This is a genomic window from Pseudomonas sp. GW821-FHT07G10 (assembly GCF_059418545.1).
The window spans coordinates 1-22,230 of sequence record NZ_JBWKQB010000039.1 but is presented as its reverse complement, the minus strand read 5'-3'; the positions used below and the strand labels follow the sequence as shown (position 1 = coordinate 22,230).

Below are 22,230 nucleotides of genomic sequence, written 5' to 3'. Positions count from 1 at the left end.
GCTTGCAGTCCACTCACTCCACCGCCACCCGCCGACAATCCTCAGGCCCCAACAACCGCCCATCCTCAGCGCGCAACTCCAGGCGCCGCACCGGTTGCCCATTCTCTCGGTCGACCATTAGCGAATGCGGCTCCCCCGCCTCATAGAAAAATGCCTCGCCCCACTGCCGCAAACCGATGATCAGGTTGAACAGGCCTTGGCCCTTCTCCGTCAGCACGTACTCCTGATAAGCACTGCCGTCGGATGCCGGTACCACTTCGAAAATCCCGTGGGCCACGAGCGTACGCAAGCGCGCCGAGAGGATGTTCCTGGCCATGCCGAGGCTGCGCTGGAACTCTCCGAAGCGGCGAATGCCATCGAAGGCATCACGAATGATCAGTAACGACCACCAGTCGCCAATGGCGTCCAGTGAGCGGGCGACCGGGCACTCGGCGCCCGCAAGACTTGTGCGTTGGACCATGGTTGAACTCGCAGATCGAAGAACAGGAAAGTGGTTGCACTATAAAACCAGCCTCACTACCGTACAACTGGTTTTATTACGAAACTACTTCAGGAGTCAGGCATGGAGCTTGAATCACCGATCCGTCACCCTTCTACGCAGCCACGCCTGAACAGTGGCGTGGTGTTGCTGTTCGCCGTTGCCTGCGGGCTGGCGGTCGGCAATGTCTATTACGCGCAGCCTTTGCTTGATGCCATGGCTCAGGCCTTCGCCATGGACCCGGCAACCATTGGCATCGTCGTGACCCTGACCCAGGTCGGTTACGGGTTGGGCTTGCTGCTGTTGGTACCCCTGGGAGACTTGCTCAACCGCAGGCGTTTGATTGTCGGTCAGACGCTACTGTCGACACTCGCACTGGTAATGATCGCCCTCGCACCGAACAGTCTCTGGCTGCTGATCGGCATGGCGCTGACCGGCCTGTTGGCGGTGGTGACTCAAGTGCTGGTGGCCTATGCGGCGACCCTGGCGCTGCCGACTGAACGTGGCCGGGTGGTGGGCGTAGTCACCAGCGGCATCGTTATCGGCATCCTGCTGGCGCGCACGGTAGCGGGGAGCATGGCCGACCTTGCCGGTTGGCGTTCGGTCTATCTGCTTTCAGCGGGACTGACATTGCTGATGGCCCTGTTGCTGTTTCGTGTGCTTCCGGGGACCGAACACGCGAAGCCAGCCAGTTCCTATGTTCAGTTGATTGGCTCGGTATTTACCCTGTTCAAGGAAGAGAAAATCCTGCGTGATCGAGCGGTCATCGCCATGCTGATTTTCGCTGCGGGCACGGTGCTGTGGACCCCCATGGTCCTGCCCCTGAGCGCACCACCGCTGTCGCTGTCACACACCGAGATCGGCTTGTTCGGCCTCGCCGGTGCCTTTGGCGCGCTCGGCGCAGCACGCGCCGGACATCTGGCAGACCGCGGTCTGGCCCAATGGACCAGCGGCCTGGCACTTTCGCTGATGCTGGTCTCCTGGCTGGCCATCGCCTTCACTCAGTCATCATTGTGGGCACTGTTGCTCGGTGTGATTACGTTCGACCTGGGCTTGCAAGCGGTACACGTCACCAGCCAGAGCATGATCTACAGCGTGCGCCCCGAGGCCCAAAGCCGGTTGGCCGCGGGCTACATGCTGTTCTATTCGATCGGTAGCGCGTTGGGTTCGATCAGCTCGACGGCAATCTATGCCTGGTCAGGCTGGATCGGTGTTTGCCTGCTGGGTGCAGGGATCAACGCCGTGGCCTTGGGGTATTGGCTGTTGACCCTGAAAGGCGGCGTGTTCCAACAATGCGCCGCAGAGACCTGATGCGAGGAACAGCACACCTGCGTAGCAGCTGGCGTAGCCTGCTCGCGTCAGGGTTCAGCTGTGATCCTTGCCGAATAACATGCTCTGCAATACCCCATCACGACGCACCCAACCATGGAACAGCGCCGCCGCCAGATGCAGCAGCACGGTCAAGAACAGCAGGTACGCCAGATAACCGTGGGCTTTGCGCAGGAAGGCAAAGGTCTGCGCATTGGCCGGCACTATCGACGGCAGTTGCAGCGAACTGCTAAGCATCACCGGATCACCAGCCGCCGAGATCATCGTCCAGCCTAACAGCGGCAGTATCAGCATCAAGGCGTACAGCAACACATGGGACGCCTTGGCCGCCAGCGCCTGCCATCCTGGCAGGTCAGCCGGCAGCGGTGGTTGCCGGGTCGAGAAGCGCACGGCCAGACGCACGATGACCAGCAGCAGAATCGCCACACCCAAAGGTTTGTGGATATGGATCAGCCATTCGTGACGCTCGGACACCGAGGCCACCATGCCCGCGCCGATAAACAGCATGGCGATGACCATCAGCGCCATCAGCCAGTGCAGCAGCCGCGCCAGGGGAGCGAAATGATTCGGTTGGGCGCTCATGGGTGCGACTCCTGTGTAGCGGCGGGCAATTGGCTGACTTCACTGGTGCGACGCAGATAGGACTTGGCGTACGCCGCAGAGCGGGCGGCCAGCAATGGGTCGTCGGAACCTTCGATGCCACTCGGCAAAATCAGCGGGTCGTAGTTGATGTCGCGGCACTCGCCGTTGCTTTGCGGCTGGGTGCTCTCAAGCACCAGCGTGCCGGCATTCAGTACTTTTCTATCGTTAGGCCAGGCTTTGCTGGCGTCATTGGCGGGATCACCGGGATTGGCCAGGGTGATGTTCAGCTGCCAACGCAACGGTCCGGCGGCCAGTCGCTGGACCAGATCTTTCTCTAGAAAATCACCGCCTTCAGGAGCGCTGGCTCCGGCCGCATCCTGACTCAGCGGTACCACGCCCCAACGCACGGCCTGACGCTGACCGGCAGCATTCACCAGATAAAACGCGTTGATACTGTTGTAGGTTTCGGTGGCATAGCTGGCCGACGGTTTAGCGGTCTTGACCCACTGCAGGAACGGCGCGGTTTCCGGATGCGCGGCAAAGAACGCCGCAGGGCCCGCAGGATTCGGCTTGCCGGTGGCCGGGTCCGGAGAACTGGCCTGTTGCAGTTGATAGAAGGCTTCGGGCGTGCCCACCGGGAACACCGGCATGCTGTTCATACCCGTGCGCCACTGTTGACCATTGGCCTGAGTGAAACGCAGCGCCAGGCTGCGGATCGGTACGCTGTTGTCCGGCGCATAAGGATTGCCGCTGGGCAACGCGAACCGCCCCACCACTGGCGTACGCGCCTCACTGAACACCTGTGCGCTGGAAAACTCACGGGCCTGGCTGTTGCTCTCGAAGTAACCGGCCACGCACACGCCTTTGGCGTGATTGCGCCGGAACCCCGGATGCGCTCCATTGTTTTTCTCCAGCACATCGACCAGCCCGTTGGGCGTCAGGCGCTGTGGGTCGAAGGTACCGTGAACATAGGCAAACGCCCCGGCAATCGCCGCGACCACCACGGCAATACCCGCCAGGCGTACGGTCAGGCTCATGGCACTCAGCCCAGGCCTGATTGGCCGCGCAGGCGGCGGTGAGCGATCAACCATGAAAAACTCCAGGGCCGTGGGCCGCAGGTGAGAAGGATCAATCAGACGAAGCCCGGAAAGGTTTATTCCATCGCTCGGTATTTATTTTTACAGGCGTGGAATACCCTTCAATGCCGGGCGTCTTCCTAGTCCCAAGCGTAGTGACTAGCCAGCATTTCATGAACGATCTCGACGAACAGTTACGCGAACTCATCCCAAGGCTTCGGCGGTTTGCCGTGTCGTTGACCCGTAACCCGAGCAGCGCTGACGATCTGCTGCAATCGTGCCTTGAGCGGGCGCTGTCGAGTTGGGCCGATAAACGTCCCGAGGGCGATCTGCGTGCCTGGCTGTTCTCGATTCTCTATCGGCAGTTTCTCGACGCCCATCGACGCTCGCGGCGCTATGCGCGGATGCTGGAATTCTTCACCGGCCGCGATGATGCGCAGCCCTCGGTCGAACGCACGGTGATCGCCCAGTCGACCCTCCAGGCGTTCGATCGACTGACCGCCGAGCAGCGCGCGCTGCTGCTATGGGTCTCGGTGGAAGGCTTGAGCTACAAGGAAGTCGCCGAGATTCTCGACGTTCCCACCGGCACCGTGATGTCTCGCCTGTCCCGCGCCCGCCAGGCCTTGCGCCAGCTCAGCGACGGCGAAATCACCAGCCCTTCTCTGCGGATACTCAAATGATCAGCATGCCCCCAAGCGTCAGCGACCTGCACGCCTACGTCGACCATCAGCTCAGCGATGCCGATCGGCGCCTGGTCGAGACTTATCTGGCGGCTCAGCCTGAAGTCGCGGCGCAAGTCGAAGCCTGGCAGCAGGATGCACAACAATTGCGCGCGGCATTGAGCGGCGCCTTGCAGCAACCGGCCAACCCGGATCTCGACCCGGCCGTTATTCGCCAGCGCCTCAAGCGTCAGTCGCGACGCAATCTGACCAGCGCCGCCGTGCTGTTGATCGCCGTCAGTGTGGGTGGGTTGAGCGGCTGGCAAGCACGAGAAATGACCATGGTCGGCGCACCACCGCCGATGACCGACGCCATGCAGGCGTACCGGATGTTCGCCCAGCAAGGCATCCTTCCAGCCGATTTTAAAGTGCAGAGCAACGGCGACATGCAATCCTGGCTAGACCGCTATTTCACCCGGGCCAACCGTATGCCCGACCTGCAGAACGCCGGATTCAAAGCGGTCAGCGGACGCTTGTTAAGCACCGAACAAGGGCCAGCGGCGATGGTGCTATATGAGGATCAGAATGGGCGGAAGGTCAGCTTCTACATTCGCCCACCGGGACCGAAAAACAACCTGCTGCCGCGAGGCAGTCGACGGGACGGCGAGTTGCAGGCCGAGTACTGGTCAGGTGCCGGATACAACTACGCGATGGTCAGCCCGGCGGACTCATCGGTCGCGCAGATGTTGCAGCAGACGATAAGGTTTTAAAGCCGCGATCTTTTGGGGCACCCAATGCTTCATTGACGGACACCAGCCTCCCTCACTCCACCTGTCCAAATACCTGCGAAGGCCGGCGCAGCAGCGGGTCGAACGGGTTGATCCGCGGGCCGATCGCGGCGGCTTCGCGCTTGAGCATTTCCACCACTGTAGGCAGGCGGTCCGGCCCCAGTCGATCACTGATGGTCGCCACGCTCAAGGCCGCCACTGCCCGGCCTTCACGGTCGAGAATCGGCACCGCGACTCCGGCCATGCCCTGCAGTACGCCGGTGTTGCGCCCGGCATACCCGAGGTTGCGGACATTCTCGACTTCCGAGCGTAAAAACACCTCGTCATACAGATGGAAGTCCTTGAGGCGCGGCAGGTTGTAGCGGATCACCGTTTCGCGCTCGTCTTCGGGCAGGAAGGCGAGGATCGCCAGGCTGCCCTGACCTACGCCCAGCGCCACCCTTCCGCCGATATCCCCGGTAAAGGTCCGGATCGGAAATGGCCCTTCGCTGCGGTCCAGACAGATCGCGTCGAACCCGCTGCGCGCCAGCAAAAATAGCGAGTCGCCCAACGACGCCGACAGCCGCAACAGCGCCGGGCGCACCAGTTCACGCAGATTGCCGGTGTTCCCGGCGCGGGCCGCCAGGGCGAAGAACTCCAGGCTCAGGCGATAGCGTTTGCTGCGCGCGTCCTGCTCGACCATGCCCTCCTCCATCAGGCTGCGCAGCAAACGGTGGGTGGTCGGCTGCGACAGGCCGATACGCTGGGCCAATTGCGTGACCCGCTCACCACCCTGCGCAGTGTCACCCAGGCTGCGGAGCACGGCGAACAGTCTTGAGACCGCACCTACACCGACTTCATTTTTATTTTCGTTCCGCTCAGTGGAATTCATAACGATTTTTCTCGACGATAAATTTACTCACTGAATGAAATTGAAAATAGTCGCTCTTTCAGTGAAATAGGCCATTGAGCCCATCCTAGTCTTCGTCCTAATCTGCGTCCATACAGGGGCGATTCGAACAACAGCGGCAGCCGACTCAAGTCGAGCGCCAACGCACCTGGTGGCCTGTGTGGCTAGTTCTGTTAGCCGTACAGGCCACTGACCTCTTTTCGTATCTGCCCATTACAAAAAAGCGCGCCTCGGTGCGCATAACAATCACAGGTGGAACGCAGTTATGGCCTTTGTGCAACTTGAAGGACTATGCAAACGCTATGGCGAGATCGATGCGGTCGTCGCCACACATCTCTCGGTGGAAAAAGGCGAATTCGTCTCGCTGCTCGGTCCCTCCGGTTGCGGCAAGACCACTACCCTGCAAATGATCGCCGGCTTCGTCGAAGTCACCCGCGGGCGGATCCTGCTCGACGGTCGCGACATCACCCACGCCAAACCCAGCAGCCGCGGCCTGGGCGTAGTGTTCCAGAGTTACGCGCTGTTCCCGCACATGAGCGTGCAGGACAACGTCGCCTTCGGCCTGCGCATGCGCAAGGTGCCGAGCGCCGAGGTGCAAAAACGTGTGGCCACCGTGCTGCAACTGGTGCGCCTGACCCAGCATGCCGAACGCTACCCACGGGAGTTGTCCGGTGGCCAGCGTCAGCGTGTCGCCTTGGCCCGGGCGCTGGTGATCGAGCCGCCGGTATTGCTGCTCGACGAACCGCTGTCCAACCTCGACGCCAACCTGCGCGAGGAGATGCAGTTCGAGATCCGCCGTATTCAGCGCGAAGTCGGCATCACTACGCTGATGGTCACCCACGATCAGGCCGAAGCGCTGTCCATCAGCGACCGCGTGGTGGTGATGCAGGCCGGGCGCATCACGCAGATCGACGAACCCTACAAACTCTACGAACACCCGCGCACCGAGTTCATTTCCGGTTTTGTCGGCAAGGCCAATCTGCTGCCGGGCGAACGTGACAGCGCCGGTATCGCCCAGGTTCGAGGCAGTCGTGGCCAGGGCGAACTGACCTTGAGCCTGCGTCCGGAAAAAATCGATGTGTTGTCAGCAGGTAAAGGTCGTCTGCAAGGCAAACTCCTCAGCCGGTTCTTCCTCGGCAGCCAGTGGCTGTACCGCGTTGACACCGCCCTCGGCGAGATCACGGTAGTACGGCGCAACGACGGCTCGGCGCCCTTGGCCGAGGGCACTGCGGTCGGCCTGGACTGGTCGCCGGGACTGTTGCGGGTGCTCAGCATCGACGAGGTGCCGGCATGATCCTGCTTGCGGCCATGAAACAAGGGCGCCATGGCTATCTGCTGTCCGCGCCGGCCCTGGCCTTGTACCTCGGTTTGCTGATCCTGCCGCTGGGTCTGAGCCTGGTGCTGTCGTTCAACGTCTTCGACTACGGCAGCGGGATAAAAAACGACGCCTACACCCTCAAGCACTACAGCAGCCTGCTCAGTGACTCGTACTTCTACGAGATCTTCTTACGGACCTTCTGGATCAGCGGCCTGACCACCCTGCTCTGCGTGCTGATCGGTGTACCCGAGGCCTACATCCTCAGCCGGATGGGCACGCCCTGGCGCTCGATTTTCCTGATTCTGATCCTCACTCCGCTGCTGATTTCGGTGGTGGTCCGGGCCTTCGGCTGGAGCTTGCTGCTGGGCGCCGACGGGCTGGTCAACCAGACCCTGCAAGCCCTCGGCGCCGCGCCGATGAAACTGCTCTACACGCCGTTCGCCGTGGTGATCGCACTGGTGCATGTGATGTTGCCGTTCATGATCATTCCGGTCTGGACCTCGCTGCAGAAACTTGACCCCGCCGCCGAGCAGGCCGCTCTTTCGCTGGGTGCCAGCCACGCCAGGGTCATGCGTCTGGTGGTATTGCCGCAGATCATGCCCGGCGTGCTGTCCGGCACCTTGATTGTCTTCGGCTTATCGGCCAGTTCCTTCGCCATCCCCGGTCTACTCGGCGGCCGGCGCCTGAAAATGGTCGCCACGCTGATCTATGACCAGTACCTCTCGGAACTCAACTGGCCCATGGGCGCGGCGATTGCCATGGCGCTGCTGCTGATCAATCTGGCGATCATGCTCTCGTGGAACCGGATGATCGAAGGCCGCTACAAGAAGTCATTGGGATAATTCGACATGTCTAGAAACGGTCCTTTCGCCCTGTTGTTCCATGCCCTGGTGGTGCTGTTCATGCTCGCGCCGCTGGCGGTGGTCTGCCTCGTCGCCTTCACCCCGGAAAACACCCTGAGCCTGCCGACCACGGACTTTTCCCTGCGCTGGTTTCGCGCGGTGTTCGAGCGCGCGGATTTTGTCGACGCGTTCTACAACAGCCTGATTCTGGCGTTTTCGGCGGCGAGCCTGGCCACGCTGATCGCGGTGCCCGCCGCCCTGGCCATGACCCGTCATCAGTTTCCGGGACGGGACTTTCTCAACGGTTTGTTCCTCTCGCCGATCATCATTCCGCACCTGGTGCTGGGGGTGGCGCTGCTGCGGTTGTTCGCCTTGATGGGGGTCAATGGCAGTTTCAGCTGGCTGATCTTCGCCCACGTGCTGGTGATCACCCCCTATGTACTGCGTCTGGTGCTGGCGGCGGCCATCGGCCTGGACCGCAGCGCCGAACAGGCCGCCGAGTCCCTCGGTGCCGGGCGTTTCACGCTATTTCGCCAGATCACCCTGCCGATGATCCTGCCCGGCGTCGCTGGCGGTTGGCTGCTGGCGTTCATCAACAGTTTCGACGAGGTCACGCTGTCGATCTTCGTCACCTCGCCGGCCACCCAGACCTTGCCGGTACGGATGTACGTGTACGCCACCGAATCCATCGATCCGATGATGGCGGCGGTGTCGGCACTGGTGATTACGCTGACCGCGCTGACCATGATTCTGCTCGACCGGGTCTACGGCCTGGATCGGGTTCTGGTGGGTAAACAATGAGGCTGCCATGGCTCTGCTGAAACGACTGGCCGAAGGCGACCGCCCGGCCCTGAACTTTACCCTCGATGGCCAACCGGCCAGCGGCTTGCTCGGCGACACCTTGCTGACCGCCGTCCTGACGAGCGGCGAACACCTGCGCGGCAGCGACTTCAGCGCCGAACCCCGCGCCGGGTTCTGCCTGATGGGCGCCTGTCAGGATTGCTGGGTTCGCTTGGGCGACGGCCGCCGGGTGCGCGCCTGCTCGACGCTGCTCGAAGCCGGGCAAAGCGTCAGCCGTGAACCGGGGCGCAGGTCATGAAGACGCCTGCTGTGGTCATCGTCGGTGCCGGTCCGGCGGGCATTCGTGCCGCGCAAACCCTGGTCGCCCATGGCCTGCGTCCTTGTCTGCTGGATGAGGCAACACGCGGCGGCGGGCAGATCTATCGGCGTCAGCCGGAGAACTTCAAACGCTCGGCGGCCATGCTCTATGGCTTTGAAGCGCGCAAGGCGATCGCCCTGCATGACACCCTCGACGGGCTGCGCGAACAGCTCGACTATCGCCCCGACACACTGGTCTGGAATGCCGAAGCCGGCGCCCTCGATACTCTGCGTCAGGGCCGCGCCGGACACATCGAATATTCCCGGGTGATCGTCGCCACCGGCGCCACCGATCGCATTCTGCCGGTGCCCGGCTGGACGCTGCCCGGGGTCTACAGCCTTGGTGCAGCGCAGATCGCGCTGAAGTTCCAGGGCTGCGCCATTGGTGAGCGTGTAGTGTTCGCTGGCAGTGGACCCTTGTTGTACCTGGTCGCCTACCAGTACGCCAAGGCTGGCGCCAAAGTGCTCGCGGTACTCGACAGTTCTCCCTTCAGCGCTCAGGTTCGGGCCCTGCCCGGCTTGCTCGGGCAACCGACGACCCTGGCCAAAGGCATCTATTACCGATCCTGGCTGACCGCTCACGGCATTGCGGTTCATCAAGGTGCAACCCTCGAACGAATCGACGGCGAGCGAGGGGTGCACTCCCTGACCTGGCGCAACGCCCAGGGTGAACAGCGTCTGGACTGTGACGCCGTGGCATTTGCCCATGGCCTGCGCAGCGAAACCCAGCTCGCCGATCTGCTGGGTTGCGAGTTCAGCTGGAACCCGTTGAACCGCGCCTGGCTGCCGCAGCGCGATGCCAGCGGACGCAGCAGCATCGCCGAGGTCTACCTGGCCGGCGACGGTGCCGCAATCATGGGCGCCGAGGCAGCGGAAATGGCCGGCGAACGGGCCGCCCTGGCGGTACTGGAAGACATTGGTTACCCCATCGATCCGGAGCGCTCTGCCGACCTGGAAAAATCCCTGAAACGCATCGACCGGTTCCGCGAAGGTCTGGAGCAGGCCTTCGTGTTTCCCGAACACTGGGCCAAGGGAGCCACGGATGAGCTGATGGTCTGCCGCTGCGAGGAGGTGCGCGCCGGTGAGTTGCGCAGCGTGGTCCGCGAAGGTCATTGGGAAATCAATCGGGTCAAGGCCCATTGCCGGGTTGGCATGGGCCGCTGTCAGGGCCGGATGTGCGGCGCGGCGGCGGCGGAAATCATCGCCCGGGAAAGCGGTCGCGAGTTGCACGCCATCGGCCGCTTGCGCGCGCAGGCGCCGATCAAGCCGCTGCCTTTCGGTCTGGAGGCAGAGCAATGAACGAAGTCGATGCGGTGATTATTGGCGGCGGTATCGTCGGCACCTCGGCAGCCCTGGCGCTTTGTCGCTCCGGGCGTAGCGTGGTGCTGCTGGAGCGGGATTTCTGCGGCTCCCATTCCAGTGGCGTGAATTACGGCGGCGTACGCCGTCAGGGCCGCCCGCTCTCGCAATTGCCGCTGTCGCAACGGGCCCATGAAATCTGGGCCAGGCTACCGGAGTTGATCGGAATCGATGGCGAGTATCAGCGCAGCGGCCATCTCAAACTGGCCAGAAGCTTTCGTGACATGGTCGCCTTGCAGGATTACGCCGACAACAGCCGCGGCTTCGGCCTTGGGTTGCAGGTACTCGATCGCGGGCAATTGCGCGCGCGTTTCCCTTGGGTCGGCGATGTCGCGGTGGGCGCCTCGTTGTGCCCGGACGACGGCCATGCCAATCCGCGTCTGGTATCGCCAGCCTTTGCCCGTGCGGCACGGCAACTGGGCACACAGATTCATGAACAGAGCGCCGTCACTGACGTGTCTCATGACGGACAACGGTTTGAGGTCCGGACTGCAGGCGGGTTAAAAGTCCGCGCACCCTGGCTGCTCAATTGCGCCGGAGCTTGGGCCGACAGCCTCGCGGCGCAATTCGGCGAGCCAGTGCCAATGCATTCCGGCCACCCGGCAATGTTGGTCACCGAACCGCTACCAATGGTGATGGATGTCAGCACCGGGGTCGAAGGCGGCGGCATTTACGCCCGACAAGTTGCCCGGGGTAACTGCGTACTCGGTGGCGGCCAAGGCTTTGCGCTCGACACCGCACGGGCGCGGCCAGGACAAAGCGCGGTGCTGGAGATTCTGCGTCAGGCCGTCGAGCTCTACCCGTTTCTCGAAGGTGCCCAGGCCATCCGAACCTGGAGCGGCACCGAAGGCTACTTGCCGGATCGCCAGCCGGTGATCGGCCCCAGTTCCACCCAGCCTGGTCTGTTGCACGCCTTCGGCTTTGCCGGGGCGGGCTTTCAGATCGGTCCTGCGGTCGGCGAGGTGCTGGCCGAAATGGTCTGCACCGGCGCTTCGTCAACACCGCTCGAAGCGTTTTCCATCACCCGGTTTCACTCCATCCCAGTTGTTTGATAGAGGAAGGTCGCGCCAATGAACCACGCCAAACGCAAAGCACTGATCGGATTGTCCTGCCTGCCCCTGACCGCTCTGCTCGCCGCCGTCCCGGCTCAGGCCGAGCCGACACTTTATCTGGGCATGAACGGCGGGACTATGGAGCGCCTGTATGCCGACAAGGTGCTGCCGCCCTTTGAGAAGGCCAACAACGTCAAAGTGGTGATCGTCCCGGGCACCTCGGCTGACATTCTGGCCAAGGTCCAGGCCAGCAAGGACAACCCGCAGATGCACGTGATCTTCCTCGACGACGGCATCATGTACCGCGCCATCTCCATGGGCCTGTGCGACAAACTCCAGGACAGCGCGCCACTGGCGCAGATCCCGACCAAGGGGCGGATCAAGGACCAGGCGGTGGCTGTCAGCCTGGGCGTCACCGGTCTTGCCTACAACACACGAATGTTCAAGGAAAAGGGCTGGAATGCACCGACCTCATGGATGGACATGGCCGACTCGCGGTTCAAGGACAAAGTGGTGTTCCAGTCTATGGCCTCATCGACCTTCGGCCTGCATGGATTCTTGATGTTCAACCGCATTCAGGGCGGCAGCGAGACCGATGTCGAACCCGGTTTCAAGGCTTGGCCAAATACGGTCGGGCGCAACGTGCTGGAGTACATTCCCAGCTCGGCAAAAATTTCCGAGATGCTGCAGACCGACGAAGCCGCGCTGTTCCCGTTGACCCCGACCCAGGTCACAGCGTTGAAACTGCGCGGTATGCCGGTGGAATATGCGCAACCCAAGGAAGGCGCGGTGGTGCTCAACGTCGCCGAATGTGCCATTGCCAATAACACTCAACCGGAACTGGCACAGAAACTCGCGGCCTTCCTGCTGACACCCGAAGCGCAAGCCGCGGCCCTAGAAGACGGCGACCAGATCCCGTCCAACCCCAACACCCCGACCACCGACAAGACCCGCGGTCAGGTCGAGGCGATGAAGCAGTATCTGCAAACGGCCATCGCCGTCGACTGGGATCAAGTCAACGAACGGCGCCCGGCGTGGAATGCCCGGTGGAACCGGAGTATTGAACGCTAGGGGGCTCGGATACCAAAAAAATCTAATGTGGGAGCGGGCTTGCTCGCGATGGACTCAAGGGCGGCGCGTTTATCCAGCAAACACGCGTTATCGTTAACGTCCATCGCGAGCAAGCTCGCTCCTACACCAATCTCAACGCCAACGCCTTGGCCTGACTGGCCACATCCGTCACCGCAGTACTTTCCCACCACATCCCGCGCAATGGCGGGCCCATGGTGAACAAGCGGTCGGCGACCTGCCCATTGGCATTGACCAGCGCGCCGCCCGCATCGGCGGCAATCCCCAGCGCCAGCGGTCCCGGCTGAATCAGACCGCGAGCCAGCAGTTGCTGCGGCAAGGGCCGGGCCACGCGGCGCCAGTCGTATTCGATCCCGCTGGAGTTGATCAGCGCCGCACCACTGACCAAGGTGGTGTGCACCTCTCCACGTCGACGAATGCGAATACTCACCTGGCCGTCAGCCGAGTGCTCAAGGCCCTTGAACGACGCTGCATGAATCCGCAAGCGCCCCTCGGCGTGCAAACGCTCCACCAACTCGGCACTCAACGGCGGCGAACGGTGATGGTGACTCTCCCACCACGGCCGTACATGCCGCACGAACTGCCGGCGTTGCACATCGGTCGCCTGGCTCCACAAACGGCCGATATGAGCACGTACGGTGTCCAGCGGCGCCTGCCAGTCGATACCGGCCGCCAGTGCTGTCTGGCAATGACGACGCACTTCGCGCAGCAACTGTCTCGGGCTGCGGATGCTGTGATCCTCGGCAAGAAAATCCACCCAACCTGGCGGTTGGCGGCGGACATGGGGCAGCAGTCCGTGCCGGGAAAACACCTCGATCGGCCCGCGATGTCCGGCCTGTTCCAGCGACACCACGGCATCGACCATAGTCAGCCCGGAGCCGATGATCAGCACCATGGACTGCGGATCGAGTCGGGTCATGGCCGAAACATCCCAAGGGTCCACCGCTGCAGCGTTCAGACCGCTGGATTCGGTTTGCGGCGTGTGTGCGGCCGGGAACATGCCCGTGGCCAGTACCGCGAACGCACCGCGCAGTTGCGTGCCGTCGCCGAGGGTCAACAGCGCCCCGGTTTCGTCCGTTTGCAGATCGACCACTTCCCCACGGACATGCTCGACGCTGGAGCCATTGCGCGCGCCAACAGCCTGCGCTTCGGCCAGTCGTTGCTGTACATACAGGCCAAAGATCCCCCGTGGCGGGAACAACTCGCTGACCGGCACATGTTGTTGATCCGACTCCGGCCAGCCACCGGCGGCGATGAACTCACTCAGCCATTGGGTCAGGTCATCGGCATTGTCCGGGTCGACGCTCATGCGCGCCGCGTTGCCGTTCAAGGTATGTCCCAACTCGACCGCGCTGTAGGCCTCGCCCCGACCCAATTCAGCACGGGGCTCGATCACCAGTACCTGACGCTTGCCTGGCAGACGCAACAGCTGCGCCGCCAGCAACGCGCCACTCAAGCCACCGCCGACGATCAGAATGTCAGCGTTGCGGATGGCGTGGGTGGCCTGTCTTTTGGTTTCGCTCATGCCGTTCTCACTTGTCATTCGTCCCAAAATGGTAGTGGTTCCCGCTGCCCGAATCAGATCACCACATTGCGCACGAAACGCGCTGCCACCGGCCCATCGTTGCGGTAGGAGTGAGGCTGGTTACTGGCGAACATGAAGAACTCCCCGGCTTCAAGCGTGCGCGCCTGATCGCCGAGCATCAGCGTCAGGCAACCGTCGAACACATAGAGCTGCTCGCTCCAGCCCTCGGCATCCGGTTCGGACAGATACTGCTCGCCCGGTTCCAGCCGCCACTCCCACAACTCGACTTCACGGCTGGCCGTCGCCTTGGCCAGCAACACCGCTTTGCTGCCAGGGATTACCCCGGCCCAGGCCAGCTCATTGATGCGGCTCGAATCCCGGGCATCGGGGGCCTGGATCAGGTCGCTGAAAGCAACGTCCAGGGCTTCGGCGACCCGATCCAGCGTCGTCAGGCTGACGTTCTTCTCGCCAGCTTCGATGGCCACCAGCATTCGTCGACTGACGCCGGATTTTTCCGCCAGCGCCGTCTGGCTCAACTGCGCGACATGTCGCAGGCGACGTACGTTCTGACTGACGTGTTGAAGGACGGAGGCGCGCTGCGCAGGATCTTTGTGCACTATATTGCTCACTTTACTGGATTGCGCAGTATACTGCCCAAATTCAGGCGCATTGTGCGTCCCACTCAGGTAGCGCGCAAGGCCATGACGTCGGTGAAATCCCCCCAATCATCTCCCCTGTTCTCGCGATTCAGCAAAGCTGAATGTGCGCTGGTACTGATTACCATGGTCTGGGGCGGGACATTTCTGCTGGTGCAAAATGCGATGACCGTCAGCGGCCCGATGTTTTTCGTCGGTTTGCGGTTCGCTGCGGCCGCAAGCATCGTGGCGCTGTTCTCGTACCGTAGCCTGCGCAATTTGACCCTGTTCGAGTTCAAGGCCGGCGCCTTCATCGGGATGGCGATCATGCTGGGTTACGGTCTGCAGACCGTGGGTTTACAGACCATTCCCAGCAGCCAGTCGGCCTTCATTACTGCGCTTTACGTCCCTTTTGTGCCGTTGCTGCAATGGTTGGTGTTCGGGCGTCGACCGGGATTGATGCCGAGCATTGGCATCATGCTGGCGTTCACCGGTCTGATGCTGCTTTCCGGCCCAAGTGGCGCATCGCTGAATTTCAGCCCGGGGGAAATTGCCACGTTGATCAGCACCATCGCGATCGCTGCCGAAATCATTTTGATCAGCACCTACGCCGGGCAGGTCGATGTTCGCCGGGTCACGGTTGTGCAACTGGCCATTACGTCGGTGCTGGCATTTCTGATGGTGGTGCCGACGCAGGAAGCCATTCCTGAATTTTCCTGGCTGCTGCTGATTAGCGCTTTGGGCCTGGGCGTGGCCAGTGCGGCGATTCAGCTGGCGATGAACTGGGCGCAAAAAAGCGTTTCACCGACCCGCGCGACATTGATCTATGCCGGTGAGCCGGTATGGGCCGGGATCGTCGGGCGCCTGGCGGGTGAACGGTTACCGGCAATTGCCTTGCTGGGTGCAGGGTTGATCGTGGCGGCGGTGATCGTCAGCGAGTTGAAGACCAAGGGCAAAGGTGCGGCTGAGGCTGAGGCTGAGGAAGCATTGGAGCGAGAAACCCTGAGGTAACCTGGACCGCCAACGATGATCGTTCCTACGCTGCGCGCGGGAATGCAGCCCGTGACGCTCTGCGTCACTGCCAAAGCGATTGCTGCGCGTCCAGTGAGGCATTCCCACGCAAAGCGTGGGAACGATCGCAGACGGGGCGTCAACACAAGGAAAATCAGCGCTTTTGCACCTACCTTGTAGGATCCTGCCACAGCTTGGCAGTTGGTGATCCGGGGTACGGCACGTATGATCCTTCACAAACCTCCGCAGATTAGAAGCCTATGTCCCTGATAGTTCTACTGCTTTTGCCTTTTATCGGCAGCTTTCTGGCGGCCCTGCTGCCGCACAACGCGCGTAATACTGAATCCCTGCTGGCCGGTCTGGTTGCACTGATCGGCACGATACAAGTCGCCATGCTTTACCCGCAGATCGCCCACGGCGGCGTCATTCGCGAAGAATTCTTCTGGCTGCCCAGCCTGGGCCTGAATTTCGTCCTGCGCATGGATGGCTTTGCCTGGCTGTTTTCGATGCTGGTGCTCGGCATCGGCACACTGGTATCGCTGTACGCACGCTATTACATGTCACCGGAAGATCCAGTGCCGCGCTTCTTTGCATTTTTCCTGGCGTTTATGGGCGCCATGCTCGGCCTGGTGATCTCCGGCAATCTGATTCAAATCGTATTTTTCTGGGAACTGACCAGCCTGTTCTCGTTCCTGTTGATCGGCTATTGGCACCACCGCGCCGATGCCCGCCGTGGCGCCTATATGGCGTTGATGGTGACCGGCGCGGGTGGCCTGTGCCTGCTGGCGGGAGTCATGTTGCTCGGCCATGTCGTCGGCAGCTACGACCTGGACAAGGTGCTCGCTGCCGGTGACCTGATCCGCGCCCATGCCCTTTACCCGATTCTACTGCCCCTGATCCTGATCGGCGCCTTGAGCAAAAGCGCACAATTTCCCTTCCACTTCTGGCTTCCCCACGCCATGGCCGCACCGACACCGGTCTCGGCCTATCTGCACTCGGCAACCATGGTCAAAGCCGGGGTGTTTCTTCTGGCGCGGCTTTGGCCGTCACTTTCCGGCAGCGAAGAATGGTTCTATATCGTTGGTGGTGCCGGTGCCTGCACCCTGTTGCTGGGCGCCTACTGCGCAATGTTCCAGAACGATCTCAAAGGTCTGCTCGCCTACTCGACCATCAGCCACCTGGGTCTGATTACCCTGTTGCTGGGACTCAACAGCCCGCTGGCCGCCGTCGCGGCGGTGTTCCACATTCTCAACCACGCCACCTTCAAGGCCTCGCTGTTCATGGCCGCCGGTATCATCGACCATGAAAGCGGCACCCGCGACATCCGCAAGCTCAGCGGCTTGATCCGGCTGATTCCGTTCACCGCGACCCTGGCCATGGTCGCCAGCGCCTCGATGGCCGGCGTGCCGTTGCTCAACGGTTTCCTGTCCAAAGAGATGTTCTTCGCCGAGACCGTGTTCATTTCCGCCACTGCCTGGGTCGAAATGACCCTGCCGGTGATTGCCACCATCGCTGGCACGTTCAGCGTCGCCTATTCCCTGCGCTTCACCGTCGACGTATTCTTCGGCCCAGCGGCCACTGACCTTCCCCACACCCCCCACGAACCGCCACGCTGGATGCGCGCGCCGGTCGAGTTGCTGGTATTCACCTGCCTGGTGGTGGGGATCTTCCCGGCTCAGGTGGTCGGCTCGCTGCTGGCAGCGGCCGCTCTGCCGGTGGTCGGCGGCACACTGCCCGAGTACAGCCTGGCTATCTGGCACGGCTGGAACGCGCCGATGATCATGAGCCTGATCGCCATGTCCGGCGGCATCGTGCTCTATCTGCTATTGCGCAATCAGCTCAAGCGCGGGCGTTTCAACTACCCGCCGATCATCAATTACTTCAACGGCAAGCGGATCTTCGAGCGCAGCCTGGTGTTCATGATGCGCACGGCCCGGCGCATCGAGCGGCGGGTCAGCACCAGGCGCTTGCAAACCCAATTGTTCCTGCTGGTACTGATGGCGGTACTCGCCGGGTTGATCCCGATGCTCCACTACAGCCTGAACTGGGGTGACCGGCCGAAGATTGCGGGTTCGATCGTGTTCGTTGCCCTCTGGCTGCTGGCAATGGCCTGCGCCCTCGGCGCTGCCTGGCAAGCCAAGTATCACCGGCTCGCGGCCCTGACCATGGTCAGCGTCTGCGGCTTGATGACGTGCGTGACCTTCGTCTGGTTCTCGGCACCGGACCTGGCCTTGACCCAGCTGGTGGTCGAAGTGGTAACAACGGTGTTGATCCTTCTCGGTCTGCGCTGGTTGCCACGGCGGATCGAAGACGTCTCGCCATTGCCAAGCAGCCTGCCCAAGGCACGCATTCGCCGTCTGCGCGACTTGCTGCTGTCGACGGTGGTCGGTGGCGGCATGGCGCTGTTGTCCTACGCCATGCTGACCCGTCAGACGCCCAACGATATCTCCTCGTTCTACCTCAGCCGCGCACTGCCGCAAGGTGGTGGCAGCAACGTGGTCAACGTAATGCTGGTGGACTTCCGCGGCTTCGACACCCTCGGCGAGATCACTGTGCTTGCGGCTGTAGCCCTGACCGTATTCGCCCTGCTGCGACGCTTCCGCCCGCCCAAGGAAAGCATGCAGTTGCCGGCTCAGCAGCGTTTGCTGGCACCCGACGTGGTGACCGACCTGGTCAACCCGCGCCACGCCAGCGACACCGCACTGGGCTTCATGATGGTTCCGGCGGCGCTGGTGCGGTTGTTGCTGCCGATTGCCGTGGTGGTGTCGTTCTACCTGTTCATGCGCGGGCATAACCAACCGGGCGGCGGTTTCGTTGCCGGGCTGGTGATGTCGGTGGCGTTCATCCTGCAATACATGGTCGCCGGCACCCAATGGGTCGAGGCGCAGATGAGTCTACGGCCGGTGCGCTGGATGGGCACCGGACTGCTGTTCGCCACCGTCACCGGGCTGGGCGCGATGGCCGTCGGCTATCCGTTCCTGACCACCCACACCTGGCACCTCGGGCTGCCGATAGTGGGCGACATCCATATCGCCAGCGCGCTGTTCTTCGATATCGGCGTATACGCCGTGGTAGTCGGCTCGACGCTGCTGATCCTCACCGCCCTGGCTCACCAATCGGTGCGCGGCCATAAACCGGGCATCCAGGCCAAACCTATTGCCACGCCAGGAGCCATCTGATGGAAGCAGTCATCGCAATTGCCATTGGGGTTCTGGCAGCTTCCGGGGTCTGGCTGCTGCTACGCCCCCGGACCTTTCAGGTAGTGATGGGTCTGTGCCTGTTGTCCTACGGAGTCAATCTGTTCATTTTCAGCATGGGAAGCCTGTTTATCGGCAAGGAACCGATCATCAAGGACGGCGTGCCGCAGGACCTGCTGCACTACACCGATCCGCTGCCGCAAGCCCTGGTGCTGACCGCTATCGTCATCAGCTTCGCCATGACCGCACTGTTTCTGGTGGTGCTGTTGGCATCCCGGGGCCTGACCGGTACCGACCATGTGGATGGCCGGGAGCCTAAAGAATGAGCGGGATGCCCCATCTGATTGCTGCACCGATTCTGCTGCCGTTGCTGACAGCCGCCCTGATGCTGATGCTCGGTGAAAAGCATCGACCACTCAAAGCCCGGATCAACCTGTTCTCGAGCATGCTTGGTCTGGGGATTTCGGTACTGCTGTTGCAGTGGACCGAGCAAACAGGCGTGCCCGGTTCCATCGGCGTGTACCTGCCGGGCAACTGGCAGGTACCGTTTGGCATTGTGCTGGTGGTCGATCGCCTGTCGGCGCTGATGCTGGTGCTGACAGGAATCATCGGCGTCTGCGCCCTGTTGTTCGCCATGGCCCGCTGGGACAGCGCCGGGGCGAGTTTCCACGCGCTGTTCCAGATCCAGTTGATGGGCCTTTACGGCGCCTTCCTGACCGCTGACCTGTTCAACCTGTTCGTGTTCTTCGAAGTGCTGCTGGCAGCCTCCTACGGGTTGATGCTGCACGGTTCGGGCCGGGCACGAGTGTCGTCGGGCCTGCATTACATTTCGATCAACCTGCTTGCCTCCTCGCTGTTCCTGATTGGCGCGGCGCTGATCTACGGCGTCACCGGCACCCTGAACATGGCTGACCTGGCGTTGAAAATCCCGCTGGTGCCGCAGGCTGATCGCGGCCTGCTGCATGCCGGTGCGGCGATCCTCGCGGTAGCGTTCCTGGCCAAGGCTGGCATGTGGCCGCTGAATTTCTGGCTGGTGCCGGCCTACTCCTCGGCCAGCGCGCCGGTAGCGGCGATGTTCGCGATCATGACCAAGGTCGGCGTGTATACCTTGCTGCGCTTGTGGACCCTGCTGTTCTCCGGGCAAGCCGGTGCTTCGGCATACTTTGGCGGTGACTGGCTGGTCTACGGCGGTATGGCGACGATCGTCTGCGCGGCGCTGGCGATCCTCGCGGCGCAACGGCTGGAACGCATGGCGAGCCTGAGCATTTTGGTCTCGGCGGGGATTCTGCTGTCAGCCGTCGGTTTCGCCCAACCGAACCTCACCGCCGGCGCGCTGTTCTATCTGGTCAGCTCGACCCTGGCGTTGAGCGCACTGTTCCTGCTGGCGGAACTGATCGAACGTTCGCGCTCAGCCCATGAAATGCCGCTGGACGATGAGATCGAAGCCTTGCCAAGACCGATGGAGTCCTTGCAGCCGCCCAAAGGCACCAACCTCGATGACGATCAAAAAGCCGTGGTCGGTCAGGTGATTCCGTGGACCATGGCCTTTCTAGGCTTGAGCTTCATTGCCTGCGCCCTGCTGATCATCGGCATGCCGCCGCTGTCGGGATTCATCGGCAAGCTCGGTTTACTCAGCGCCCTGCTCAACCCACTGGGCCTGGGCAACGCCGCCGACCAGCCAGTTTCGAATGCCGCCTGGGGCTTGCTGGCGCTGTTGATCCTTTCCGGACTGGCTTCACTGATCGCCTTCTCGCGTATGGGCATTCAACGCTTCTGGACACCCAAGGAGCGCCCGTCGCCACTGCTGCGACGCCTGGAATGCGTGCCGATCATCGCCTTGTTGGGCCTGAGCATCCTGCTGACGTTCAAGGCCGAACTGCTGCTGCGTTATACCCAGGCCGCTGCCGACACCCTGAATGACCCGCAGCAATACGTCATGGCGGTGCGGGGCACGCGCACAATACCGAGTCCCGAAGCCAAAGCTGCGCTGCCGCAGGTGCAACCATGAAGCGTCTGTTCCCTGCTCCATGGCTGTCGCTGGCGCTCTGGCTGTTGTGGCTGGTGCTGAACCTGTCTGTCAGCCCCGGCAACCTGCTGCTCGGTGCCGTGCTTGGCTTTGTCGCGCCGCTGATGATGAAACCCTTGCGGCCACTGCCGATCCGCGTTCGCCGGCCCGGGGTCATTGTGCGGTTGTTTTTCCTGGTCGGTCGCGATGTGCTGGTGTCCAACATCGCCGTCGCCTGGGGCGTGTTGAACGCCGGGCGCCGGGCGCCGCGCTCCAGGTTCATCAAGGTGCCGCTGGAGCTGCGTGACGCCAATGGCCTGGCCGCGCTGTCGATGATCACCACGGTGATTCCCGGCACCGTTTGGTCGGAGCTGGCGCTGGACCGCAGCATTTTGCTGCTGCATGTATTCGATCTGGATAACGATGCGCAATTCATCCAGCACTTCAAGACGACTTATGAGCGTCCATTGATGGAGATCTTCGAATGAGTGCCCTGCTCTCGAATGCGGTTCTGCTGAGTCTGTTGCTTTTTTCCGTGGCCATGGCCCTGACCCTGATCCGTCTGTTCAAAGGCCCGTCGGCCCAGGACCGGGTTCTGGCACTGGACTATCTGTACATCCTCGCGATGCTGATGATGTTGGTGCTGGGTATCCGCTATGCCAGTGACACCTACTTCGAAGCGGCACTGCTGATTGCCCTGTTTGGCTTTGTCGGCTCGTTTGCGCTGGCGAAATTCCTGCTGCGTGGCGAGGTGATCGAATGAATCCTTTCAGCCAATTGCCACTCTGGATCGAGATTCCAGTGGCCATCCTCCTGGTGCTCGGCAGCCTGTTTGCGCTGATTGGCGCATTCGGTCTGCTACGGATGAAGGACTACTTCCAGCGCATGCACCCACCCGCCCTGGCGTCGACATTGGGTGCCTGGTGCGTGGCGCTGGCTTCGATCATCTATTTCTCGGCACTCAAGTCCGGCCCGGTACTGCACGCCTGGCTAATCCCGATTCTGCTGTCGATCACCATGCCGGTGACCACCTTGCTGCTGGCTCGGGCGGCGTTGTTCCGCAAGCGTATGGCTGGAGATGATGTGCCAGCGGAAGTGAGCAGTCGCAGAACCGAGGGTGGGAGCTGAGCGAAGTTGTGTCGCCTGACAGGCCGTCATCGCGGGGAAGGGGGGGGGGGGGGGGGGGGGGGGGGGGGGGGGGGGGGGGGGGGGGGGGGGGGGGGGGGGGGGGGGGGGGG

General features: G+C 62.2%; 23 protein-coding genes. 17 read left to right on the top strand and 6 right to left on the bottom strand.

The features are described 5' to 3' along the window. Nucleotides 1–13: 13 nt before the first annotated feature. Nucleotides 14–460, bottom strand: a complete 447-nt coding sequence (locus AC07O1_RS27815; RefSeq protein WP_495090863.1) for a winged helix-turn-helix transcriptional regulator — start codon at nucleotides 458–460, stop codon at nucleotides 14–16. Nucleotides 461–562: 102 nt separating this feature from the next. On the opposite strand from AC07O1_RS27815, the gene AC07O1_RS27810 reads away from it, so the two are divergent. Continuing rightward, on the top strand, nucleotides 563–1,789 hold the full coding sequence (locus AC07O1_RS27810) for an MFS transporter (protein WP_495090862.1): 1,227 nt from the start codon (nucleotides 563–565) through the stop codon (nucleotides 1,787–1,789). 54 nt (nucleotides 1,790–1,843) lie between these two features. Here the strand turns inward: AC07O1_RS27810 and AC07O1_RS27805 are convergent, their stop codons facing one another. Continuing rightward, nucleotides 1,844–2,389 (bottom strand): cytochrome b, encoded by a 546-nt coding sequence (locus tag AC07O1_RS27805; protein ID WP_494995633.1) that lies wholly within the window; start codon nucleotides 2,387–2,389, stop codon nucleotides 1,844–1,846. Next, nucleotides 2,386–3,480, bottom strand: a complete 1,095-nt coding sequence (locus AC07O1_RS27800) for a catalase family peroxidase (RefSeq protein WP_495090861.1) — start codon at nucleotides 3,478–3,480, stop codon at nucleotides 2,386–2,388. The genes AC07O1_RS27805 and AC07O1_RS27800 overlap by 4 nt, the downstream gene beginning before the upstream one ends. 158 nt (nucleotides 3,481–3,638) lie before the next feature. On the opposite strand from AC07O1_RS27800, the gene AC07O1_RS27795 reads away from it, so the two are divergent. Further along, on the top strand, nucleotides 3,639–4,145 hold the full coding sequence (locus AC07O1_RS27795; protein WP_495090860.1) for an RNA polymerase sigma factor: 507 nt from the start codon (nucleotides 3,639–3,641) through the stop codon (nucleotides 4,143–4,145). Beyond that, entirely contained in the window at nucleotides 4,142–4,894 is a 753-nt protein-coding gene (locus AC07O1_RS27790; RefSeq protein ID WP_495090859.1) for an anti-sigma factor family protein, read from the top strand. Before AC07O1_RS27795 ends, AC07O1_RS27790 begins: the two co-directional genes overlap by 4 nt. A gap of 52 nt (nucleotides 4,895–4,946) precedes the next feature. Here the strand turns inward: AC07O1_RS27790 and AC07O1_RS27785 are convergent, their stop codons facing one another. After that, complete coding sequence (locus tag AC07O1_RS27785; RefSeq protein WP_495090858.1) at nucleotides 4,947–5,783, bottom strand: IclR family transcriptional regulator; 837 nt, start codon at nucleotides 5,781–5,783, stop codon at nucleotides 4,947–4,949. Nucleotides 5,784–6,066: 283 nt separating this feature from the next. On the opposite strand from AC07O1_RS27785, the gene AC07O1_RS27780 reads away from it, so the two are divergent. From AC07O1_RS27780 to AC07O1_RS27750, 7 genes are read left to right on the top strand one after another with little or no spacing between them, the layout of a single operon-like run. Further along, nucleotides 6,067–7,095 carry an ABC transporter ATP-binding protein gene (locus tag AC07O1_RS27780; RefSeq protein ID WP_495090857.1) on the top strand — a complete coding sequence of 343 codons (1,029 nt, stop codon included), beginning with the start codon at nucleotides 6,067–6,069 and terminating at the stop codon, nucleotides 7,093–7,095. Then, the gene (locus AC07O1_RS27775; RefSeq protein WP_495090856.1) at nucleotides 7,092–7,961 is read left to right on the top strand and encodes an ABC transporter permease; all 870 of its coding nucleotides are present in this window, start codon (nucleotides 7,092–7,094) and stop codon (nucleotides 7,959–7,961) included. Before AC07O1_RS27780 ends, AC07O1_RS27775 begins: the two co-directional genes overlap by 4 nt. A 6-nt stretch (nucleotides 7,962–7,967) precedes the next feature. Further along, nucleotides 7,968–8,762 carry an ABC transporter permease gene (locus AC07O1_RS27770; protein ID WP_494995626.1) on the top strand — a complete coding sequence of 265 codons (795 nt, stop codon included), beginning with the start codon at nucleotides 7,968–7,970 and terminating at the stop codon, nucleotides 8,760–8,762. A gap of 7 nt (nucleotides 8,763–8,769) precedes the next feature. Continuing rightward, complete coding sequence (locus AC07O1_RS27765; protein ID WP_494995625.1) at nucleotides 8,770–9,060, top strand: (2Fe-2S)-binding protein; 291 nt, start codon at nucleotides 8,770–8,772, stop codon at nucleotides 9,058–9,060. Beyond that, nucleotides 9,057–10,418, top strand: coding sequence for an FAD/NAD(P)-dependent oxidoreductase (locus AC07O1_RS27760; protein ID WP_495090855.1), 1,362 nt, complete (start codon nucleotides 9,057–9,059; stop codon nucleotides 10,416–10,418). Before AC07O1_RS27765 ends, AC07O1_RS27760 begins: the two co-directional genes overlap by 4 nt. Further along, a complete protein-coding gene (locus tag AC07O1_RS27755) occupies nucleotides 10,415–11,530 on the top strand; it encodes an NAD(P)/FAD-dependent oxidoreductase (protein ID WP_494995623.1) in 1,116 nt (371 codons plus the stop codon). Before AC07O1_RS27760 ends, AC07O1_RS27755 begins: the two co-directional genes overlap by 4 nt. 18 nt (nucleotides 11,531–11,548) lie before the next feature. Then, nucleotides 11,549–12,601 carry an ABC transporter substrate-binding protein gene (locus AC07O1_RS27750; protein WP_495090854.1) on the top strand — a complete coding sequence of 351 codons (1,053 nt, stop codon included), beginning with the start codon at nucleotides 11,549–11,551 and terminating at the stop codon, nucleotides 12,599–12,601. A 121-nt stretch (nucleotides 12,602–12,722) separates the two neighbouring features. Here AC07O1_RS27750 and AC07O1_RS27745 read toward each other — a convergent pair whose 3' ends face one another. Continuing rightward, nucleotides 12,723–14,144: an FAD/NAD(P)-binding protein gene (locus AC07O1_RS27745; protein WP_495090853.1), complete on the bottom strand. Its 1,422-nt coding sequence runs from the start codon at nucleotides 14,142–14,144 to the stop codon at nucleotides 12,723–12,725. Between the two features lie 53 nt (nucleotides 14,145–14,197). Further along, on the bottom strand, nucleotides 14,198–14,761 hold the full coding sequence (locus tag AC07O1_RS27740; RefSeq protein WP_494995620.1) for a helix-turn-helix domain-containing protein: 564 nt from the start codon (nucleotides 14,759–14,761) through the stop codon (nucleotides 14,198–14,200). Between AC07O1_RS27740 and AC07O1_RS27735 the strand changes: the two genes are divergently transcribed. The 7 genes from AC07O1_RS27735 (at nucleotide 14,756) to AC07O1_RS27705 (ending at nucleotide 22,120) form a co-directional block, all read left to right on the top strand. Beyond that, nucleotides 14,756–15,790: a DMT family transporter gene (locus AC07O1_RS27735; protein WP_495090852.1), complete on the top strand. Its 1,035-nt coding sequence runs from the start codon at nucleotides 14,756–14,758 to the stop codon at nucleotides 15,788–15,790. The genes AC07O1_RS27740 and AC07O1_RS27735 overlap by 6 nt on opposite strands. A 260-nt stretch (nucleotides 15,791–16,050) precedes the next feature. After that, on the top strand, nucleotides 16,051–18,969 hold the full coding sequence (locus tag AC07O1_RS27730) for a monovalent cation/H+ antiporter subunit A (RefSeq protein ID WP_495090851.1): 2,919 nt from the start codon (nucleotides 16,051–16,053) through the stop codon (nucleotides 18,967–18,969). Beyond that, complete coding sequence (locus AC07O1_RS27725; RefSeq protein WP_494995617.1) at nucleotides 18,969–19,313, top strand: Na+/H+ antiporter subunit C; 345 nt, start codon at nucleotides 18,969–18,971, stop codon at nucleotides 19,311–19,313. Before AC07O1_RS27730 ends, AC07O1_RS27725 begins: the two co-directional genes overlap by 1 nt. Continuing rightward, nucleotides 19,310–20,995: a monovalent cation/H+ antiporter subunit D gene (locus AC07O1_RS27720; protein ID WP_495090850.1), complete on the top strand. Its 1,686-nt coding sequence runs from the start codon at nucleotides 19,310–19,312 to the stop codon at nucleotides 20,993–20,995. The genes AC07O1_RS27725 and AC07O1_RS27720 overlap by 4 nt, the downstream gene beginning before the upstream one ends. Beyond that, nucleotides 20,992–21,480 (top strand): Na+/H+ antiporter subunit E, encoded by a 489-nt coding sequence (locus AC07O1_RS27715; protein ID WP_495090849.1) that lies wholly within the window; start codon nucleotides 20,992–20,994, stop codon nucleotides 21,478–21,480. The genes AC07O1_RS27720 and AC07O1_RS27715 overlap by 4 nt, the downstream gene beginning before the upstream one ends. Beyond that, a complete protein-coding gene (locus AC07O1_RS27710) occupies nucleotides 21,477–21,755 on the top strand; it encodes a K+/H+ antiporter subunit F (RefSeq protein ID WP_494995614.1) in 279 nt (92 codons plus the stop codon). Before AC07O1_RS27715 ends, AC07O1_RS27710 begins: the two co-directional genes overlap by 4 nt. After that, on the top strand, nucleotides 21,752–22,120 hold the full coding sequence (locus tag AC07O1_RS27705; protein ID WP_495090848.1) for a Na+/H+ antiporter subunit G: 369 nt from the start codon (nucleotides 21,752–21,754) through the stop codon (nucleotides 22,118–22,120). Before AC07O1_RS27710 ends, AC07O1_RS27705 begins: the two co-directional genes overlap by 4 nt. The last annotated feature ends 110 nt before the right edge of the window (nucleotides 22,121–22,230 follow it).

What these genes read in the sequence shown, in the direction of transcription:
- AC07O1_RS27800 (WP_495090861.1), bottom strand. Translation starts at nt 3,480, where the DNA reads ATGGTTGATCGCTCACCGCCGCCTGCGCGGCCAATCAGGCCTGGGCTG.
- AC07O1_RS27775 (WP_495090856.1), top strand. Translation starts at nt 7,092, where the DNA reads ATGATCCTGCTTGCGGCCATGAAACAAGGGCGCCATGGCTATCTGCTG.
- AC07O1_RS27745 (WP_495090853.1), bottom strand. Translation starts at nt 14,144, where the DNA reads ATGAGCGAAACCAAAAGACAGGCCACCCACGCCATCCGCAACGCTGAC.
- AC07O1_RS27795 (WP_495090860.1), top strand. Translation starts at nt 3,639, where the DNA reads ATGAACGATCTCGACGAACAGTTACGCGAACTCATCCCAAGGCTTCGG.
- AC07O1_RS27765 (WP_494995625.1), top strand. Translation starts at nt 8,770, where the DNA reads ATGGCTCTGCTGAAACGACTGGCCGAAGGCGACCGCCCGGCCCTGAAC.
- AC07O1_RS27785 (WP_495090858.1), bottom strand. Translation starts at nt 5,783, where the DNA reads ATGAATTCCACTGAGCGGAACGAAAATAAAAATGAAGTCGGTGTAGGT.
- AC07O1_RS27790 (WP_495090859.1), top strand. Translation starts at nt 4,142, where the DNA reads ATGATCAGCATGCCCCCAAGCGTCAGCGACCTGCACGCCTACGTCGAC.
- AC07O1_RS27720 (WP_495090850.1), top strand. Translation starts at nt 19,310, where the DNA reads ATGAGCGGGATGCCCCATCTGATTGCTGCACCGATTCTGCTGCCGTTG.
- AC07O1_RS27725 (WP_494995617.1), top strand. Translation starts at nt 18,969, where the DNA reads ATGGAAGCAGTCATCGCAATTGCCATTGGGGTTCTGGCAGCTTCCGGG.
- AC07O1_RS27705 (WP_495090848.1), top strand. Translation starts at nt 21,752, where the DNA reads ATGAATCCTTTCAGCCAATTGCCACTCTGGATCGAGATTCCAGTGGCC.
- AC07O1_RS27815 (WP_495090863.1), bottom strand. Translation starts at nt 460, where the DNA reads ATGGTCCAACGCACAAGTCTTGCGGGCGCCGAGTGCCCGGTCGCCCGC.
- AC07O1_RS27715 (WP_495090849.1), top strand. Translation starts at nt 20,992, where the DNA reads ATGAAGCGTCTGTTCCCTGCTCCATGGCTGTCGCTGGCGCTCTGGCTG.
- AC07O1_RS27755 (WP_494995623.1), top strand. Translation starts at nt 10,415, where the DNA reads ATGAACGAAGTCGATGCGGTGATTATTGGCGGCGGTATCGTCGGCACC.
- AC07O1_RS27750 (WP_495090854.1), top strand. Translation starts at nt 11,549, where the DNA reads ATGAACCACGCCAAACGCAAAGCACTGATCGGATTGTCCTGCCTGCCC.
- AC07O1_RS27805 (WP_494995633.1), bottom strand. Translation starts at nt 2,389, where the DNA reads ATGAGCGCCCAACCGAATCATTTCGCTCCCCTGGCGCGGCTGCTGCAC.
- AC07O1_RS27730 (WP_495090851.1), top strand. Translation starts at nt 16,051, where the DNA reads ATGTCCCTGATAGTTCTACTGCTTTTGCCTTTTATCGGCAGCTTTCTG.
- AC07O1_RS27760 (WP_495090855.1), top strand. Translation starts at nt 9,057, where the DNA reads ATGAAGACGCCTGCTGTGGTCATCGTCGGTGCCGGTCCGGCGGGCATT.
- AC07O1_RS27770 (WP_494995626.1), top strand. Translation starts at nt 7,968, where the DNA reads ATGTCTAGAAACGGTCCTTTCGCCCTGTTGTTCCATGCCCTGGTGGTG.
- AC07O1_RS27710 (WP_494995614.1), top strand. Translation starts at nt 21,477, where the DNA reads ATGAGTGCCCTGCTCTCGAATGCGGTTCTGCTGAGTCTGTTGCTTTTT.
- AC07O1_RS27810 (WP_495090862.1), top strand. Translation starts at nt 563, where the DNA reads ATGGAGCTTGAATCACCGATCCGTCACCCTTCTACGCAGCCACGCCTG.
- AC07O1_RS27780 (WP_495090857.1), top strand. Translation starts at nt 6,067, where the DNA reads ATGGCCTTTGTGCAACTTGAAGGACTATGCAAACGCTATGGCGAGATC.